19 protein-coding genes are annotated in these 15,819 nt (G+C 72.0%); 9 read left to right on the top strand and 10 right to left on the bottom strand.

All coding sequences use genetic code 11. The annotated features are described in order from the left end of the window. Positions 1 to 38: 38 nt before the first annotated feature. The 6 genes from hemB to AC2AXK_RS02220 all read right to left on the bottom strand — a co-directional run bounded on the left by hemB (position 39) and on the right by AC2AXK_RS02220 (position 4,989). Positions 39 to 1,010, bottom strand: a complete 972-nt coding sequence (hemB, locus tag AC2AXK_RS02245) for a porphobilinogen synthase (protein ID WP_484343707.1) — start codon at positions 1,008 to 1,010, stop codon at positions 39 to 41. Next, positions 1,007 to 1,900, bottom strand: a complete 894-nt coding sequence (locus AC2AXK_RS02240) for a uroporphyrinogen-III synthase (protein WP_484343706.1) — start codon at positions 1,898 to 1,900, stop codon at positions 1,007 to 1,009. The genes hemB and AC2AXK_RS02240 overlap by 4 nt, the downstream gene beginning before the upstream one ends. A gap of 49 nt (positions 1,901 to 1,949) precedes the next feature. Continuing rightward, complete coding sequence (locus AC2AXK_RS02235) at positions 1,950 to 2,684, bottom strand: hypothetical protein (protein ID WP_484343705.1); 735 nt, start codon at positions 2,682 to 2,684, stop codon at positions 1,950 to 1,952. Positions 2,685 to 2,804: 120 nt separating this feature from the next. Beyond that, positions 2,805 to 3,377, bottom strand: coding sequence for a dienelactone hydrolase family protein (locus AC2AXK_RS02230; RefSeq protein WP_484343704.1), 573 nt, complete (start codon positions 3,375 to 3,377; stop codon positions 2,805 to 2,807). A 94-nt stretch (positions 3,378 to 3,471) separates the two neighbouring features. Beyond that, entirely contained in the window at positions 3,472 to 4,749 is a 1,278-nt protein-coding gene (nhaA, locus tag AC2AXK_RS02225; RefSeq protein ID WP_484343703.1) for a Na+/H+ antiporter NhaA, read from the bottom strand. Between the two features lie 72 nt (positions 4,750 to 4,821). Further along, entirely contained in the window at positions 4,822 to 4,989 is a 168-nt protein-coding gene (locus AC2AXK_RS02220) for a hypothetical protein (protein WP_484343702.1), read from the bottom strand. A 90-nt stretch (positions 4,990 to 5,079) separates the two neighbouring features. Between AC2AXK_RS02220 and glsA the strand changes: the two genes are divergently transcribed. The 7 genes from glsA to AC2AXK_RS02185 all read left to right on the top strand — a co-directional run bounded on the left by glsA (position 5,080) and on the right by AC2AXK_RS02185 (position 10,225). Further along, positions 5,080 to 6,012, top strand: coding sequence for a glutaminase A (glsA, locus tag AC2AXK_RS02215; RefSeq protein WP_484343701.1), 933 nt, complete (start codon positions 5,080 to 5,082; stop codon positions 6,010 to 6,012). A gap of 1 nt (position 6,013) precedes the next feature. After that, the gene (locus tag AC2AXK_RS02210) at positions 6,014 to 6,457 is read left to right on the top strand and encodes a hypothetical protein (RefSeq protein WP_484343700.1); all 444 of its coding nucleotides are present in this window, start codon (positions 6,014 to 6,016) and stop codon (positions 6,455 to 6,457) included. Between the two features lie 78 nt (positions 6,458 to 6,535). After that, a complete protein-coding gene (locus tag AC2AXK_RS02205) occupies positions 6,536 to 6,964 on the top strand; it encodes an organic hydroperoxide resistance protein (RefSeq protein WP_484343699.1) in 429 nt (142 codons plus the stop codon). A gap of 76 nt (positions 6,965 to 7,040) precedes the next feature. Continuing rightward, complete coding sequence (thpR, locus tag AC2AXK_RS02200; RefSeq protein ID WP_484343698.1) at positions 7,041 to 7,655, top strand: RNA 2',3'-cyclic phosphodiesterase; 615 nt, start codon at positions 7,041 to 7,043, stop codon at positions 7,653 to 7,655. A 135-nt stretch (positions 7,656 to 7,790) separates the two neighbouring features. Then, a complete protein-coding gene (locus tag AC2AXK_RS02195; RefSeq protein WP_484343697.1) occupies positions 7,791 to 8,921 on the top strand; it encodes an ABC transporter permease in 1,131 nt (376 codons plus the stop codon). Beyond that, the gene (locus AC2AXK_RS02190; protein ID WP_484343696.1) at positions 8,918 to 9,607 is read left to right on the top strand and encodes an ABC transporter ATP-binding protein; all 690 of its coding nucleotides are present in this window, start codon (positions 8,918 to 8,920) and stop codon (positions 9,605 to 9,607) included. The genes AC2AXK_RS02195 and AC2AXK_RS02190 overlap by 4 nt, the downstream gene beginning before the upstream one ends. A gap of 18 nt (positions 9,608 to 9,625) precedes the next feature. Next, the gene (locus AC2AXK_RS02185) at positions 9,626 to 10,225 is read left to right on the top strand and encodes a TetR/AcrR family transcriptional regulator (protein ID WP_484343695.1); all 600 of its coding nucleotides are present in this window, start codon (positions 9,626 to 9,628) and stop codon (positions 10,223 to 10,225) included. A 74-nt stretch (positions 10,226 to 10,299) separates the two neighbouring features. Here the strand turns inward: AC2AXK_RS02185 and AC2AXK_RS02180 are convergent, their stop codons facing one another. The 4 genes from AC2AXK_RS02180 to AC2AXK_RS02165 all read right to left on the bottom strand — a co-directional run bounded on the left by AC2AXK_RS02180 (position 10,300) and on the right by AC2AXK_RS02165 (position 13,664). Then, a complete protein-coding gene (locus AC2AXK_RS02180) occupies positions 10,300 to 10,680 on the bottom strand; it encodes a nucleoside triphosphate pyrophosphohydrolase family protein (RefSeq protein ID WP_484343694.1) in 381 nt (126 codons plus the stop codon). Positions 10,681 to 10,689: 9 nt separating this feature from the next. After that, the gene (locus AC2AXK_RS02175) at positions 10,690 to 11,826 is read right to left on the bottom strand and encodes a methyltransferase (protein ID WP_484343693.1); all 1,137 of its coding nucleotides are present in this window, start codon (positions 11,824 to 11,826) and stop codon (positions 10,690 to 10,692) included. 140 nt (positions 11,827 to 11,966) lie between these two features. Beyond that, the gene (locus AC2AXK_RS02170; protein WP_484343692.1) at positions 11,967 to 12,482 is read right to left on the bottom strand and encodes a hypothetical protein; all 516 of its coding nucleotides are present in this window, start codon (positions 12,480 to 12,482) and stop codon (positions 11,967 to 11,969) included. 96 nt (positions 12,483 to 12,578) lie between these two features. Continuing rightward, complete coding sequence (locus AC2AXK_RS02165; protein ID WP_484343691.1) at positions 12,579 to 13,664, bottom strand: LacI family DNA-binding transcriptional regulator; 1,086 nt, start codon at positions 13,662 to 13,664, stop codon at positions 12,579 to 12,581. Between the two features lie 216 nt (positions 13,665 to 13,880). Between AC2AXK_RS02165 and AC2AXK_RS02160 the strand changes: the two genes are divergently transcribed. Beyond that, a complete protein-coding gene (locus tag AC2AXK_RS02160) occupies positions 13,881 to 14,801 on the top strand; it encodes a carbohydrate ABC transporter permease (RefSeq protein ID WP_484344237.1) in 921 nt (306 codons plus the stop codon). Positions 14,802 to 14,803: 2 nt separating this feature from the next. Beyond that, positions 14,804 to 15,754, top strand: a complete 951-nt coding sequence (locus tag AC2AXK_RS02155) for a carbohydrate ABC transporter permease (RefSeq protein ID WP_484343690.1) — start codon at positions 14,804 to 14,806, stop codon at positions 15,752 to 15,754. Positions 15,755 to 15,819 lie beyond the last annotated feature (65 nt).

Below are 15,819 nucleotides of genomic sequence, written 5' to 3'. Positions count from 1 at the left end.
TTCGTCGGTGCGGGAGGTGTGCGGTGTGGGGACGGGCGTCAGCGCTGCTCGCGGAGCCAGCCCGCGAGCTCGACGGCCCAGTACGTGAGGACGATGTCCGCGCCGGCGCGCTTGATGCCCAGCACGGACTCCTCGATGGCGCCGCGGCGGTTGATCCAGCCGTTGGCGGCCGCGGCCTCGATCATCGCGTACTCGCCGGACACCTGGTAGGCGGCGACGGGCACGTCGGAGCTGGCGGCGACGTCGGCGAGGACGTCGAGGTAGCTCATGGCGGGCTTGACCATGATGATGTCCGCGCCCTCGAGGAGGTCGATGTCCGCCTCGCGGTTGCCCTCGCGGCGGTTGGCCGGGTCGAGCTGGTACGTGCGTCGGTCGCCCTCGAGCGTCGACTCGACGGCCTCGCGGAACGGCCCGTAGAACGCGGACGCATACTTCGCGGAGTACGCGAGGATCGCGGTGTCCTGGAACCCCGCAGCGTCGAGCCCCTCGCGCACGGCGCGGACCTGGCCGTCCATCATCCCGGACAGGCCCAGCACCTCGGCGCCCGCCGCGGCCTGCGCGAGGCCCATGGCGACATAGCGGTCAAGGGTCGCGTCGTTGTCGACACCCCCGCGCGCGTCGAGGACGCCGCAGTGGCCGTGGTCGGTGAACTCGTCGAGGCAGAGGTCCGCCATGACGACGAGGCGCCCCGCGGCGGCCTCGACGGCGATGCGGATGCCGAGGTTGAGGATCCCGTCCGGGTCGTCCGCCCCGGAGCCCGTCGCGTCCCGGACCTCGGGGACACCGAAGAGCATGACGCCGCCGATCCCGGCCCGAGCCGCCTCGTCGACCGCCGCCGCGAGCGACTCCTCGGTGTGGTGCAGCACGCCCGGCATCGAGGAGATGGCGACGGGCTCGCTCGCGCCCTCCTTGATGAACAGCGGCAGCACGAGGTCGCGCGGGTGCACGTGGGTCTCGGAGACGAGGGCGCGCAGCGCGGGGGTGGTGCGCAGGCGGCGGGGACGGGTCACGGTTCCTCCAGGGTGCGGGGCGTGCTCACTGCCTCAATTATCGCGCTGAACAGCGCCTCGTCCGTCGCCGCGGCTGCGACAGTGCTCACACGCTGACCGGCCGCCTCGGCCGCGCGGCGGGTCGGTTCCCCGATGCTCACGGCCCGCACGTCGTCGCGCGGCCCGAGCTGCCGCGCGACTTCCCGGGCGACGCTCCCGGACGTGAGCACGACGACGTCGATGCGGCCCGCCGCCCAGTCCGTCACGACCTCCGGCGGTGCCGGGTGGGAGACGGTGCGGTAGGTCGTGATGCGCACGGGGTCGTAGCCGAGGGCGGCGAGCCCACGCTCGAGAGTGGGTTCGGCGAGGTCGCCGAGGGGGAGCAGGACCCGGGGTGCCGCGGTGCCCTCTCCAGCGCCCTGCTCCTCAGCGTCCTGCTCCTCAGTGCCGTGCTCTCCGGCGCCGGGCGCCGGGGCCTGCGCACCCGGCGCGACGTCGGGCCACTCCGCGAGGAGCCCGCGCGCGGAGTTCTCGGTCGCGACGAACGCTGGCTCGATCCCGACGTCGCGCAGGGCGCGCGCGGTCGCCGGCCCGACGGCGGCCCACCGGGCCGGGACGTCGGCGAGCCGGGAGCCGTCGCGGCTCGCGGCGGCGACGAGCTCGTCGATCGCGTTGACGCTCGTGACCACGACCCAGGAGAACGTCCCGGCCGCGAGCCCGGCGACGGCGTCGTGCACCTCGGCGCGCTGGGCGTCGTCGATCTCCGCGCGGGAGATCATCGGCGCGAGGAGCGCCCCGCCACCTGCTGACTCGACCTTCGCGGCGAGGCCGGCCCCGCGGCCCGGTGCGCGGGGGATGAGGACGCGGACGCCGTGCAGAGGGCCGGGCGCGGTCGTGTCGGGAGTGGTCACCCGTCCAGTCTCTCCCGCGCAGGCCCGCGCGGGAGACCTGCGGCGCGGCCTAGCGGCTGCTGCTCCCAGCGTCGGGCGTGCAGTGTGCGATCGGTGACCCGGCGGCGGCTCGGCAGGTGGAGGTGCTCTCGTACCCGAACATCCGGTCCGTCCGCACGGCCGTCGCGGTCCCGTCCGGCGAGCGAACGACCGTCACGTCGCTGTTGGCTATGGCCACGGCGCTGCTCCCGAGGAGTGTGGCACTCGTGACGACGAGTGCCACGACGCAGAGCACAGCGAGTCCCCGCAGGCGGTCGCGCCCGGAGCGTCGGGCGGCCTCCCGTACGGCGAGCACGACGACGGTGAGCAGCGCCGCGCCGAGGACAGCCTGCTCGTACAGCGGCACGGCAAAGATGAGGAGGATCCCGATACCTGAGGCGAGGGCACACGCGGCGAGGACGAACCAGGCGATGACGCCGGTGGTGATGCCGTCGGTCCAGACGCGGTCACCTGGCTGCTCGCGCAGGAGTGCCCACCCACGGAGCGCGAGAGCCACGCTCGCCACCGCCGTCAGGGGTGCGGTGAATGCCGGCTCGACGTACCGCTCGCCGACGACGAGGACGACGTCGTCCGCTGCCAGGTGGAGCGCCGTGCTGAGTGCGAGGCCGAGGGCGGCCAGGGCCAGGGCGCACACTCCGAGGACGGGGCGGGTGGCACGGACGTCGGACGTGGCCTGTGGCCCGTCGCTGTCGCCCGTGGGCTCGTCCGGCCCGCTCTGCCCGCTCGTCTCGATGCTGGTCTGCATGCGCTCAAGGTAGGGGCTCTGGCCCCCCGGGCGTGGTGGCTCCACCGAGCCCACACCGATCTCCCCGGTTCCTTCGCACGTGCACGCGTATGCGCGGCAGCGGCGCCGGGTCGACCGTGGTCAGACCCGCGTGAGGAAGAGGAGCACCCGCTCCAGGACGAGCGCGGCCGCATCGACGTCGTAGTCGGGCAGCGAGGAGTCGGTGAAGAGGTGCTTGTCGCCCGGGTAGAGGAACAGCTCGGCGTCGTCGGCCTCCTCCACCAACGCGCGCGCGGCGTCCAGGTCGCCCTCGTCGACGAAGTACGGGTCCGCGTCCATGCCGTGCACCTGGCCGGGCAGCCCGGCGGGCCACGTGCCGAGCTCTGAGGTGGGCACGCATCCGTGGAGCAGGATGGCGGCCCGGACTCCCGGGCGCGTCTGCGCGAGCGTCTGCGCGGGGATGACGCCCATGGACATGCCCATGGGGACGATCTCGGGCGGGAGCGCGTGTGCCTCACGCTCGCCGCGCGCGGAGACCTCGGCGAAGCCCGTGTGCCGAGCGAAGTCGAGGCCCTCGTCGATCGATCCGAAGGTGCGGCCCTCGAACATGTCCGGCGTGTGGACCGTGTGGCCCGCCGTGCGGAGCTCCTCGGCGAACGCGCGCACCCCGTCCGTCAGCCCGAGCACGTGGTGGAACAGGACGACCTCAGCCATGGCGACCTCCCGGGAAACGGAGCGTGCGTGTGGTCCCACAGTAGGAGCGGCGGCCGCTGCGTGCTCAGCAGGGCGTGCTCAGCAAGGTGTCGGGCTAGCCGACCGTGCCCAGCGCCCGGTAGTGCCGGTTGCGGACACCGAGAATGGTCGCGCCGAGGCTGGCGGCGAGGACGGACCCGGTGAGCACACCGACCTTGACGTGGTCGGCAGCCGCGCTGCCCTCGGGGTAGGAGAGGTCTCCCACGAGGAGCGACACCGTGAAGCCGATCCCGGCGACGAACGCCATCCCGATGACGTCGACCCAGCGGATCGACGGGTCGATCCGGATCCCCGGCAGCCGGGTGAGGAGGAACGTCGCGCCGGTGATGCCGACGACCTTCCCGACGACGAGGCCCACGATGATCCCCACCGCGATCGAGTCGGTGAGGGACTCGCGGAGCCCGGCGAGCCCGCCCACGGCGACACCTGCGGAGAAGAACGCGAACACAGGCACCGCGACGGCGGTGGACACCACGCTCCACCGGTCCGCGAAGTGCGCCGCGAGCCCCTCGTACATGGGCTGGCCGGTCTCGTCGGTGCCGGCGCTCACGCGCGCACGGCGCGTCGCGACGACGGGAACGACGAACCCGAGGAGGACGCCGGCGACCGTGGCGTGGACACCTGACGCGTGCATGAGCGTCCACATCACGACGGCGAGCGGGACGAGGATCCACCAGGCTCGGACACCGCGCTGGACGGCGACGGCGAACGCCGCGAGCGGGAGCAGCGACAGCGCGAGCATGCCGAGCTGGATGCCGTCGCTGTAGAAGACGGCGATGATCGTGATGGCGATGAGGTCGTCGACGACCGCGAGGGTGAGGAGGAAGGTCCGCAGGGCCGGGGGCAGGGCTCGTCCGAAGACGGCGATGACGGCGACCGCGAACGCGATGTCGGTGGCCGCCGGGATGGCCCACCCGTTCAAGGCCTCGCCGCCGCGGTGCTGGTTGATCGCGACGAACAGCAGCGCGGGGACGGCCACGCCGCCGACCGCTGCGACGATGGGGACCGCCGCGCTGCGCGGGTTGCGCAGCTTGCCGGCGACGAACTCCTCCTTGAGCTCGAGGCCGACGACGAAGAAGAAGATTGCGAGCAGCCCGTCTGCTGCCCACGCACCGACGCTGAGGTTGAGGTGCAGCTGTTCCGGCCCGAAGCGGACGTCCCGCACCGACATGTAGAGGTCGGCTGCTGGGCCGTTCGCCAGGACGAGCGCGAGCACGGTCGCTCCGAGGAGCAACGCGCCGCCCATCGTGTCCTTGGCGAGCGTCTGGTGGATGCCGCGCCAGATGGACGGTGGCCGCTGGTTGGTGGGCAGGGGCGCAGACGTGTTCTTCATGGGTGTTCTCTCTCGTCACAGGGTGCACGCGGACTGGCGTCCGCGGGTCTCGACGAGAGGGCGAACGCTGACCTAGGGGGATGGCGGCGGGCAGCCGGCGATCTCACCGTGTGCGTTGGTTCCCCAGGAGCTCGTCCACCCGTTCGTCCCGGAGTGACGGAGCGTGCGCAGCAGCCGCTTCGGGCACGCCTCGGCGGCGCGCACGCGCGCGCGCGACCGGGTCGGGACGAAGATGGGCATCCGGCGAGTCTACCGAGGTCGTCGGTGGCGTGCGGGCAGGTGGCGGCGTCTCGTCGGGCGTGCGACGCGCCGCGCTGTTTCACTGGAGCGATGAGCTGTCCCCTGCACGACTACGACCTCGAGGCCCTGCGTGCGGACCTCCTCTCCGCCACCGACGGAGAGGTCGACGACAGCATCCCCGAGCTCGCGTCCGCCGACCCCGACGTCTGCGGCATCGCCGTCGTCGATGCCGAGGGTTCGCTGCGCTCCACGGCCGATGCCGACCGGGAGTTCTCCGTGCAGTCCGTCGTCAAGCCGTTCGTCTACGCTCTGGCCCTCGCGGACCGCGGCGAGGAGATCCTTGACCGCGTCGGCACCGAGCCGACCGGCGAGCCGTTCGACGCCGTCATCCTCGAGAGCGACACGGGGCGCCCGCCGAACCCCATGGTCAACGCGGGTGCCCTGCTCACCGCGAACCTCGTGGACGGCTCGACGCCTGACGAGCGGGTGGAGCGCATCCTCGCAGGGCTCTCGGCGTTCGCTGGCCGCGAGCTCACGATCGACGAGGACGTGAGCCGGTCCGAGTACCTCCTCGGTGACCGCAACCGGGCGCTCGGCCACCTCATGCGGTCCGCCGGCACCCTCGACGTCTCGGTCGACGACGCGATCTCCGTCTACTCCCGCGCGTGCTCCGTGCTCGTCACCGCGGAGGCGCTCGCGTTCATGGGCGCGACGCTCGCCTTCGGTGGACGCAACCCGGTGACGGGGGAGCAGGTGGTCAGTGGCGCCGTGGTCACCACGGTCCTCAGCGTCATGGCGTCCTGCGGCATGTACGACGGGTCGGGCCAGTGGTTGCGTCGTGTGGGGTTGCCCGCGAAGTCGGGTGTCGCCGGCGGACTCGTTGCGGCCTCCCCGTGGACCGCGGGCATCGGCGTCTACAGCCCGCCGCTCGACGAGGTCGGCAACTCGGTCCGCGGCGTCCTGGCGTGCGAACGCTTCTCCGACGACGTCGGTCTGCACGTCTTCGGCGCTCGCGAGCGCTGACATGGCTGAGCGCGTGCGGGCGTTGCGGGAGGCTGCAGCGGCCGGTGCGGTGATGGTCGTCATCGTGAGCTGCGTGATGGTCGCCGGGCTGGCGGTCGTCGGGACGCTTGCGGCTGACCTGGGCGCGAACCGGGCGACGGTGTGCTTCGGCCGGGCTGCTCCGTCGGAGGTCCGTGAGGTCGGCGGGGAGGGACTGACCGGGACGGCGAGCGTCTCGATCGTTCCCCTGGGTGCCCGGTGCGAGTGGACGCTCCCTGACGGCCGCACCGTGTCCCAGGGGCCCTCGTGGGCGGTCACGCTCGTGGTGGCAGGGGCGGGCGCTGGTGCTGTGGTGGCGGTCTCCGTCCTGATGTGGAGCGCCCGCCGGGCTGCGGCGCGTGACGCGCGGCAGGGTCCGGAGGGCATGCCGGAACTCTGGACGCGTTCACCGCCCTCGCGCCGCTGACCCGTCGCGCGGACACCCGTCGCGCGCTGCACTGCACCACACGCACCACACCCTCGCTCGCAACCGAAAGGCTCCCTCATGGACCCCCTGTACACCGCTGACGCCCTCTCGACCGGTGCCGGCCGCAACGGTCATGTGCGCTCCTCCGACGGCCGGATCGACCTCGACCTCGCCATCCCCCAGGCGATGGGTGGCTCCGGCGACGGCTCCAACCCGGAGCAGCTCTTCGCCGCCGGATACGCGGCGTGCTTCCACTCCGCCGTCCAGATGATCGCCCGCACCCGCAAGGTCGACGTCGCCGACTCCTCCGTCGGTGGGCGCGTGCAGATCATGCCCAAGCCGGACGACCAGCCGGGGTTCCGCCTCGCGGTCCTCCTCGAGGTCGTCCTCCCCGGCGTCGAGCACGACGTCGCGCAGGAGATCGCCGACGCGGCGCACGAGGTGTGCCCGTACTCGGACGCGACCCGCGGCAACATCGACGTGACCATCACGGTCTCGGACGACTGACCGGTCCAGGGCGGCCGGGCGCGGGCGGAGGGTGGCAAGCCTTCCGCCCGCGTCCGGTGCGTCCTAGGGTGGTCAGGTGCGGCTCTTCGCAGCGATCACCCCACCGGACGAGGTGCTCGACCACCTCGAGAACGCGCTGGCCATGCTCGGCACCGTGCCGCCGCCTCCGGTGCACCCCCGCCGTGGTGCTGGAGGGCGCGCCCGGCGCGCGGCGCTCCGGTCGCCGTGGACGCCCCGCTCCTCGTGGCACGTCACGGTCGCCTTCTTCGGGGACGTGCCCGACGGCGTCGTGCCCGAGCTGGCGGACGGGGTGGCCGCCGCGGTCCGGGAGACCGGGCCGTTCGCCCTCGCCCTGGGTGGCGCGGGCGTCTTCCGCGGCACCGTCATGTGGGTGGGCGTGAGCGGGGAGACCGCGCCGCTCGTGCGCGCGATGCACGACCTCGCGGACGTCCGCGCGCGGCTCACCACGGCCCGCGACCCGCGGGAGCGCAACCGGGTCCACCTGACGATCTCCCGCGCCGGAGCGAGTGTCGACGCTGCCCACGTGACCCACGCCCTGTCCGTCTACCGCGGGCCGGAGTGGGTGGTCGACTCCCTCGATCTCGTCGAGTCGCGGCTCGGGCAGGGGCCGCAAGGGCGCCCACTCCATGCGGTCCTGGAGACCGTACCGCTGGGCGGTGCGCCGACCTGACGCCGCCCAGGCCTCGGATCACGGGTCCCGCTCGGACGTTATGACTCGCCCCACAGAGTTCCCGACGCGTTGTCGGTAAACCCTCTCCGCGCGTAATGTTGTCGACATGCCGTCGACAAGATTGGGTGCGTAGACATGTTTCTCGCGTTGCGTGAGCTGAAGTTCGCCCGAGGACGATTCCTCCTCATGGGCTCCGTGGTAGCGCTCATCAGCGTTCTCATGGTCCTGCTGTCCGGGCTCTCGTCCGGGCTCGTCAACGATGGCGTGTCCGGGCTGATGAAGTTGCCCGTCACGTCCTTCGCGTTCGAGAAGGACGTGGACAAGACCGCCGCGTTCTCCCGTTCCACGGTGGACGTCACCACCGCTGACACCGTGGCCGCCGTCGACGGTGTCCAGGACGCGGCGCCGTTCGGCAGCACGCTCGTGAACTCACGCACGAGCGAGGGCCTCGACGTCGACCTCTCGCTGTTCGGCGTGCAGCCTGACGCGTGGCTCAACCCCGACGTCACCTCCGGGAGCCAGATGGCCGGCCCCGGCGAGATCGTCCTCCCCGCGACCCTGCAGGACGAGGGCGTCTCGCTCGGAGACGTCGTCACCGTCGAGCAGGTGGACACCGAGCTCGAGGTCGTCGGATTCCTCGACGGGCAGCACACCTACGGGCACGTCGACGTCGGCTACGTCGACCTCACCACGTGGCAGGAGATCCGCTCCGGCGTGCGTGCCGGAGAGCCCGTCCCCGACCACGTCTACGACGACGTCACCGCGATCGCCGTCCGCAGCGCCGACGGCGCGACGCCCGACCTGGCCGCCCTCGACGCCGCTGCCGGGACCACCTCGATGACGCTCGAGCAGTCCTTCGGTGCGTCCCCGGGATACACGGCCGAGACGTCCACGCTCCAGCTCATCCAGGTGTTCCTCTACGCGATCTCCGCGCTCGTCGTCGGTGCGTTCTTCACCGTCGTGACGATCCAGCGCCGAACGGAGATCGCTGTGCTCCGCGCGCTCGGCGCGAGCAAGCGGTTCCTCCTCCGCGACAGCCTCACCCAGTCCGCGATCCTGCTGCTCGGTTCCACCGCCGTCGGCGTGAGCATCGGGCTCCTGCTCGGCGCGAGCGTCTCGGCGACCGCCATGCCGTTCGCCCTCGAGGCGGCGCCGATCGCCCTCGCCACCGTGCTGCTCATCGTGCTCGGCATGATCGGCGCCGGCGTCGCGGTCGTGCGCATCACCAAAGTCGACCCCCTGACCGCTCTTGGAGGAAACCGATGAGCAGCACCGTCACCACGGGCACCGGCCTGCACCTGGCCGACGTCACCCTCACGCACACCGACGGCGACGCGATCGTCACCGCCCTGGACGCCGTGTCGCTGGACGTCGAGCCCGGCGAGCTCGTCGCGGTCGTCGGCCCCTCGGGCTCCGGCAAGTCCAGCCTCCTCGCCGTCGCCGGTGGGCTCATCCGGCCCACGTCCGGGCAGGCACGCGTCGGCGACACCGACCTCGTCACCGCCTCACCGCGAGCCCTGGCCGAGGTGCGCCGCACCCAGATCGGGTTCGTCTTCCAGAGCGGCAACTTGCTCCCTTCCCTCACCGCCGCCGACCAGCTCCGTCTCCCGCTGCACCTCGGCCGCGTCGAGAACCCCCGGGACCCGCTCGAGCTGCTCGAGGAGGTCGGTATGTCCCACCGCGCCGATCGACGTCCCGACACGCTCTCCGGTGGCGAGCGCCAGCGCGTGGGGATCGCCCGCGCGCTCATGACCCGGCCCCGGCTGCTGCTCGTCGACGAGCCGACGGCCGCGCTGGACAGTGCGCGCAGCCAGGAGATCGTCGGGCTCCTCGCCCGCGAGGCGCACCGCCACGGTGTCGCGACGGTTATGGTGACCCACGACCACGACGTGCTGCACCACTGCGACCGCGTCCTGCACATGATGGACGGGCGCCTGAGCGCCGCCGCCTGACCGATCCGGGAGGTCTCCGTGCCGCGCATCAACGCCGCGACCGTCGCAGAGCACCGTGCTCAGCAGCTCCGAGCGGTGCTCGACGCGGCCCGCGACCTGCTCGCCGAGACCGGCCTCGCGCCCTCCCTCGCTGAGGTGGGGAAGCGGGCCGGTCTCGCCCGGTCGAGCGTCTACGAGTACGCCCGGTCCCGGGAAGACCTGCTGGCCGCCGTGGTCGCCGACGTCTTCCCGGGGTGGGCGGAGCACATCCGCGCGGCGATCAGCGCCGCGCCGACCGCGGGCGAGCGGGTGTGGGCGTACGTGGAGAGCAACGTCGCCTTCTTCGGCGGGTCGGAGCAGCGCGTCGCGCGTGCTCTCGGCTCGGTCGTGGATCCCGCGCTCCTGCACGGACCCATGCAGGAGTTCCACCGGGCACTCCAGGAGCCGTTGCGCGAGGCGCTGCGGGACCACGGCGAGGCAGCCCCCGACACGATGGCGGACATGATCGACGCCATGCTGCTCAGTGCCACCCAGCAGATCCGGGCGACGCAGCGCGTGAGCACCGCGGACGAGCGCGCCGCGGCCCTCGCCCCGCTCCGGCGGGTCCTCGGCCCGTACCTCGGGCTCGCCGACAGCTGAGCGGCCCGCAGGAGACCGGGGGTCGCAGCTCGGTGTGGCGTCCGAGGGCGTGACTCACGGAGGTCCGCCGAAGGTCAGCCTCCTCCTGGCGCGTCGGTGTCCTCGTCCGGCGCGGCATCGAGCTGCGCGGTCGTCACGGCGATGCGCGCGTGGAGGTCGGCGAGGTTCGCGGGGAAGGCGGTCCCGAGATCGACGCCGAGGCGGTCCGCGAGCACGAGCACGGACCACAGGCAGTCGACGAGCTCGTGCGCGACCTTCTCGTCCAGGTCCTCCACGTGGCGGACCCCGGCCTGCGCGACCACGAGGCGTGAGAGGTCGCCGACGTCGCCCGCGAAGCCGAGCATGAGCTCCTCGGTGGTCCACACCCGGCCGAAGCGCCGGAGGTTCACCTCGTCGTAGGCGTGCAGGAGCTCGAGCGCACTCTCGGTCATCGACCGCAGGGGAAGGTCAGTCACGACGTGAGCCTAGCGAGCGGGGGCCAACCGCCACAGGGACGTGATCTCGGCCGACCGTGCCGCGAAGAGCGGGTCCGTGCGGTCGGCGGCCTTGGGGTGCGTGGGAGTGGTGTCGAGCCGGTCCACGACGCGGAGCCCGGCGGCGTCGATCGCGGTAAGCAGGTCAGCCCGCGTGCGCAGCCCGAGGTGCTCCGCGAGGTCCGACAGCACGAGCCAGCCCTCTCCGCCCGGTTCGAGGTGGTCGGCGAGCTCGTCGAGGAAGCGCAGGAGCATCCGGCTGCCAGGGTCGTAGACGGCGCTGTCCAGCGACGAGTGCGGTGTGGCCGGGATCCACGGCGGGTTGCACACGACGAGGCCCGCCCGGCCGGACGGGAACATGTCGCCGAGAACCACCTCGACCTGGTCGTCGACGCCGAGGGCCCGGACGTTCGCCTGCGCGCAGGCGATGGCACGGGCCTGGTTGTCTGTCGCGACGACATGGCGGACTCCGCGCCGGGCGAGGACGGCGGCGAGCACCCCGGTCCCGGTCCCGACGTCGAACGCGACGTCCCCCGGCGGCAACGGTGCGCGTGCCACGAGGTCCACGTACTCGCTGCGGGTCGGGAAGAACGTGCCGTAGTGCGGGTGGATCCTGCCCTGCAGGGCCTCGACGTAGACGCCCTTGCGCCGCCACTCGTGGGCGCCCATGGCACCGACGAGCTCGTGCAGGGAGACCGCCGACGGCTCGTCCACCGGACCGTAGGCCGCCCTGGCCGCCTCGCGCACGTCCGGCGCGCGACGCAACGGCACCTCATGGCCCGGGTCGAGCTGGACGAGGAGGAGGCCGAGGACCCGGGCCCGGTGCGAGCGGCTCTGCCGGTGCCGGTAGAAGGCGTCCGCCAGGTCTCTCGCCGGCTTCTTCGTGCCGTCGCCCAACCGCCGGTCGAGAGCGGTGAGGATCTGCCGCGCGTTGTGGAAGTCGCCGGTCCACAGCATCGCGATGCCCTGCGACGCCTTCCGGTTGGCCTCGTCGGCGGTGAGGACGTCGTCGACCAGCTCGACGCGCTGGGGAGCAGGTCGGCCGTTGGCCGACCGCCACCGGAGCGTGCGGGTCTCGCCGTCGTCACCGGACCAGGTGACGAGCGCTGGCGGTCCCGCAGGCTCCACGGCCGCCGGGCTGTCCGGACCGGCCGCAGGGCTGTGGTGACCGCGCGCGAGCGGCGAGTGGGGAGCGATGACGGTTCCGTCCTGGTTCGAGCCGTGGCTGGCCGACGAGTGACCGGTGCCCGGGTGTGGGCTGACGCTCGCTACTTCTCGTCGCGGGGCTGCGGGACGGCCGCGAGAGCCGCGGCGATCACACCGTAGACGATCGCCGGGGCGGTGTGCGCCAACGACTTCCCGGCCGCTGCCCGTGCCTCGCCGTGGCGGTAGATCCACCGCTCCACGAAGACGAGCGGGACCATCGTGACGGCAAGCACGGCGGCGACCACTCCACCGACGGCGATCTTGCCGCGGGTCGAGAGCTCGACGTCCTCGTCCTCCCGGACGTCCGCAACGTCCTGGGCGGTCGGTGCCGTGCCGTCGGCGGCGTCCGCCCGGATCGCAGCGGCTTCCGTGTCTCCGGCCTTCTTCGCTGCCAGCTGCTCGCGCTGCCCGAGCAGGTCGGGGATCGACGCCGCGATGAGCGCGGCGCTGATGCCGGTCTTGGCCCACGTCCGTGCCCGCTTGGAGGAGATGAGGTCGGGGGTGGCGTAGTAGGCGGCGGTCGCGATACCGGAGAGCAGGGCGGTGGCGAGGCGCACGGGGCTGGGTGTCGTCGTCATGCACTCCATCTTCGCCGGAGCCCACCGGCTCGCGCTACGTCCTTTGGTCGCCTCCTGGCTCCGACCACGGTCGTCACCGACGACCACGCGGGTCGGTCACACGCGGTGACGTTGGAGTGCGGACGGTCGGGGAGGGGCGGTGCTGGACCGGACGACGAGCGACGTCGGGACGAGGGTGGTGCCGTCCGCGACCGTGGAGACCTGCCGGCGCGGACCGCCGCCGGTCGGCAGCTCCTGCGGTCCCTCGCGCACCGACCGCCGGAGCTGGCGCAGGACGCGGTGCACGCACTGGCGCCCCACCTCGGCGAAGTCCTGGTGCACCGTCGTCAGGGGTGGGGAGAACGAGGCCGCCTCGGGTATGTCGTCGAAGCCGATGACGCTCACGTCCTGGGGCACCCGCAGGTCCGACTCGTCGAACGCGCGGTAGAGGCCGAGCGCCATCTGGTCGTTGGCGGCGAACACCGCCGTGCACCCGGGGTCCTGGGCGAGCTCGAGCCCGGCGGCGTAACCCGACTCGGCCGTCCAGTCGCCGGAACGGACCTCGGGGACGCGGCGCCCGGCGTCGAGCAGCGTGGCGCGCCACGCCTGGGCGCGGCGCTGTGCAGCGTAGGAAACCTCGGGCCCCGCGAGGTGGTGGACCGTCTCGTGGCCGAGGTCGAGCAGGTGCGACACGGCCCGGGCGGTCCCGTCGGCCTGATCGGTGTCGACGGTCTGGTCGGTGTCCACGACGTGGTGGTGCGCACCCGCGTCGGAGCCGACGACGACCACCTGGACGCCGGGCGGCAGCGCGAGGCGCGCCGTGTCGAGGAGGTGCACCTCGAGGATGACGATCACCGCGTCCACCGCGAGCTCGCCCAGCCGTGTGAACGCCCGCCGGACGCCCTCCTGGGTGGGCGCGGCGACGGGGATGAGCGTGATCGCGTACCCGGCCTCTGCGGCCGACGTCGCGATCGCCTCGAGGGTGCGGATGTTGCCCGTCGTGGACAGCGTGAAGACGATGACGCCGATGGTGCGGAACTCGCCGCTCTTGAGTGCGCGGGCGGCGCTGTTGGGGCGGTAGCCGAGGGCCTCCATGGCGGCGAGCACCGCCCGGCGCGTGTCGGCGCCGACGCCGTCGGCACCGTTGGACACCCGGGAGACGGTCTGGGCGGAGACACCCGCCGCGCGTGCGACGTCCGCCATGGACGCGCGTCGGCCACGTCTGCCGGGTGCGTCGCCCGTGTGGTCCACGACATCGTCTCCCTGGTCGGCGCGGCGCCCTGCGCCCTGTCGGTGGGCGCGTCGGGCAGGTCTCGATCGAGATCGTACGCGAGATTGTTTGCGTAAACATCCAGGTGTGTGCTTCGATGTTTACGCAAACGTTCGATGCCGAACAGCCCCCGCGACGAGGGAACCGAGATGACGACGATGTCACAGCCGGTCGTAGCCCGACCCGACGTGCCCCTGCGCCCGGCCAAGCGTCGGTCCTGGGTCGGATGGGGGTTCGTCGGACCGTTCATGGCCGTGTTCACCCTCGTGTTCCTGGCCCCGATCGCGTACTCGATCTACCTCAGCCTCTTCCGCAACCAGCTCGTCGGCGGGAACTCGTTCGTCGGGCTCGACAACTACGCGCGGGCCCTCCAGGACGACCAGTTCTGGTCCGCGCTCGGCCGCGTCTCCGCGTTCCTCGCGGTGCAGGTGCCCGTGATGCTGTTCATCGCCCTGCTCGTCGCCCTCGCGCTCGACAGCGGGCGCCTGTTCGGCACGAGCTTCTTCCGCATCTCGATCTTCCTGCCCTACGCCGTCCCCGCCGTCGTCGCGACCCTCATGTGGGGCTTCATGTACGGCACCCGGTTCGGGCTCGTCGGCAGCATCAACGACGCCCTCGGGACGTCCATCCCCAACCCGTTGTCCCCGGACCTCGTCCTCGCGGCGATCGGCAACATCGTCACCTGGGAGTTCATCGGCTACAACATGCTCATCTTCTACTCCGCCCTGCGGGTCATCCCGACCTCCCTCTACGAGGCGGCGGAGATCGACGGCGCCGGGCAGCTGCGGGTCATCACCGCCATCAAGCTCCCGGCCATCCGCGGCGCGCTCGTCATCGCGACGATCTTCTCGATCATCGGCAGCTTCCAGCTGTTCAACGAGCCGAGCATCCTGCAGAGCCTCGCCCCCAACGCGATCACGACGTACTTCACGCCCAACCTCTACGCGTTCTCGCTGTCCTTCTCCGGCCAGCAGTACAACTACTCCGCGACCGTCGCGATCATCATGGGCCTGCTCACGATGCTCATCGCCTACGTCGTCCAGCTGCGCGGCATGCGGAAGGCGGACTGAGCATGACCACGACCACTCCCTCCCCGGCGCCCACGAGCCCCGGCGCCCGCACGAGCACGCGCCCGATGATGCGCACGGCCAAGCGGCCGACATCCCGGCGCAGCGCGGACAAGCCCCGCCGCAGCGTGCTGCTCACGGTGCTCACCGGCATCGTCCTGCTCTACAGCCTCGTGCCCCTCGCGTGGCTCGTCATCAACGCCACCAAGACGCAGAACAGCCTCTTCGACTCCTTCGGCCTGTGGTTCAGCGGCGACTTCGCCCTGTGGGACAACATCGTCACGACGCTCCAGTACGACGACGGGATCTTCGTCCGCTGGCTCGGCAACACCGTGCTCTACGTGGTGCTGGGCGCCGGCGGCGCCACCGCGCTCGCGGTCTTCGGCGGGTACGCCCTGGCGAAGTTCGACTTCCCGGGAAAGAAGGGCGTGTTCGCGACCGTCATCGGTGCCGTCGCCGTGCCGGGCACCGCGCTCGCGGTCCCCACCTTCCTCATGTTCAGCCAGATGGGCCTGACGAACACCCCGTGGGCCGTGATCATCCCGTCGCTCATCTCCCCGTTCGGGCTGTACCTCATGTGGACGTACGCCGCCGAGGCCATCCCCACCGAGCTGCTCGAGGCCGCGCGGATGGACGGCGCCAACGAGCTGCGGACGTTCCTCACGATCAGCCTGCCGCTCCTGGGCCCCGGCATCGTCACCGTCCTGCTGTTCACGATGGTCGCGACGTGGAACAACTACTTCCTGCCGCTCATCATGCTCAAGGACCCCGACTGGTACCCCCTGACGCTCGGCCTCAACGCCTGGAACGCCCAGGCCGCGACCGCCGGCGGCGAAGCCATCTTCCACCTCGTCATCACCGGCTCCCTCCTGACGATCCTCCCGCTCGTCGCAGCGTTCCTGCTGCTCCAGCGGTACTGGCAGTCCGGCCTCGCGGCCGGCAGCGTCAAGGAGTGAGGCGGCCCGCGCGTCCGTCCCCCAGCTCTCCATCCCGCCCCATCGCCGTCATCACCAGCGAATCT

The sequence above is a fragment of the Sanguibacter sp. Z6_81 genome, assembly GCF_057180625.1.
Note: the sequence above shows the minus strand (reverse complement) of the source record. Positions and strands in the feature narration are given on the sequence as shown.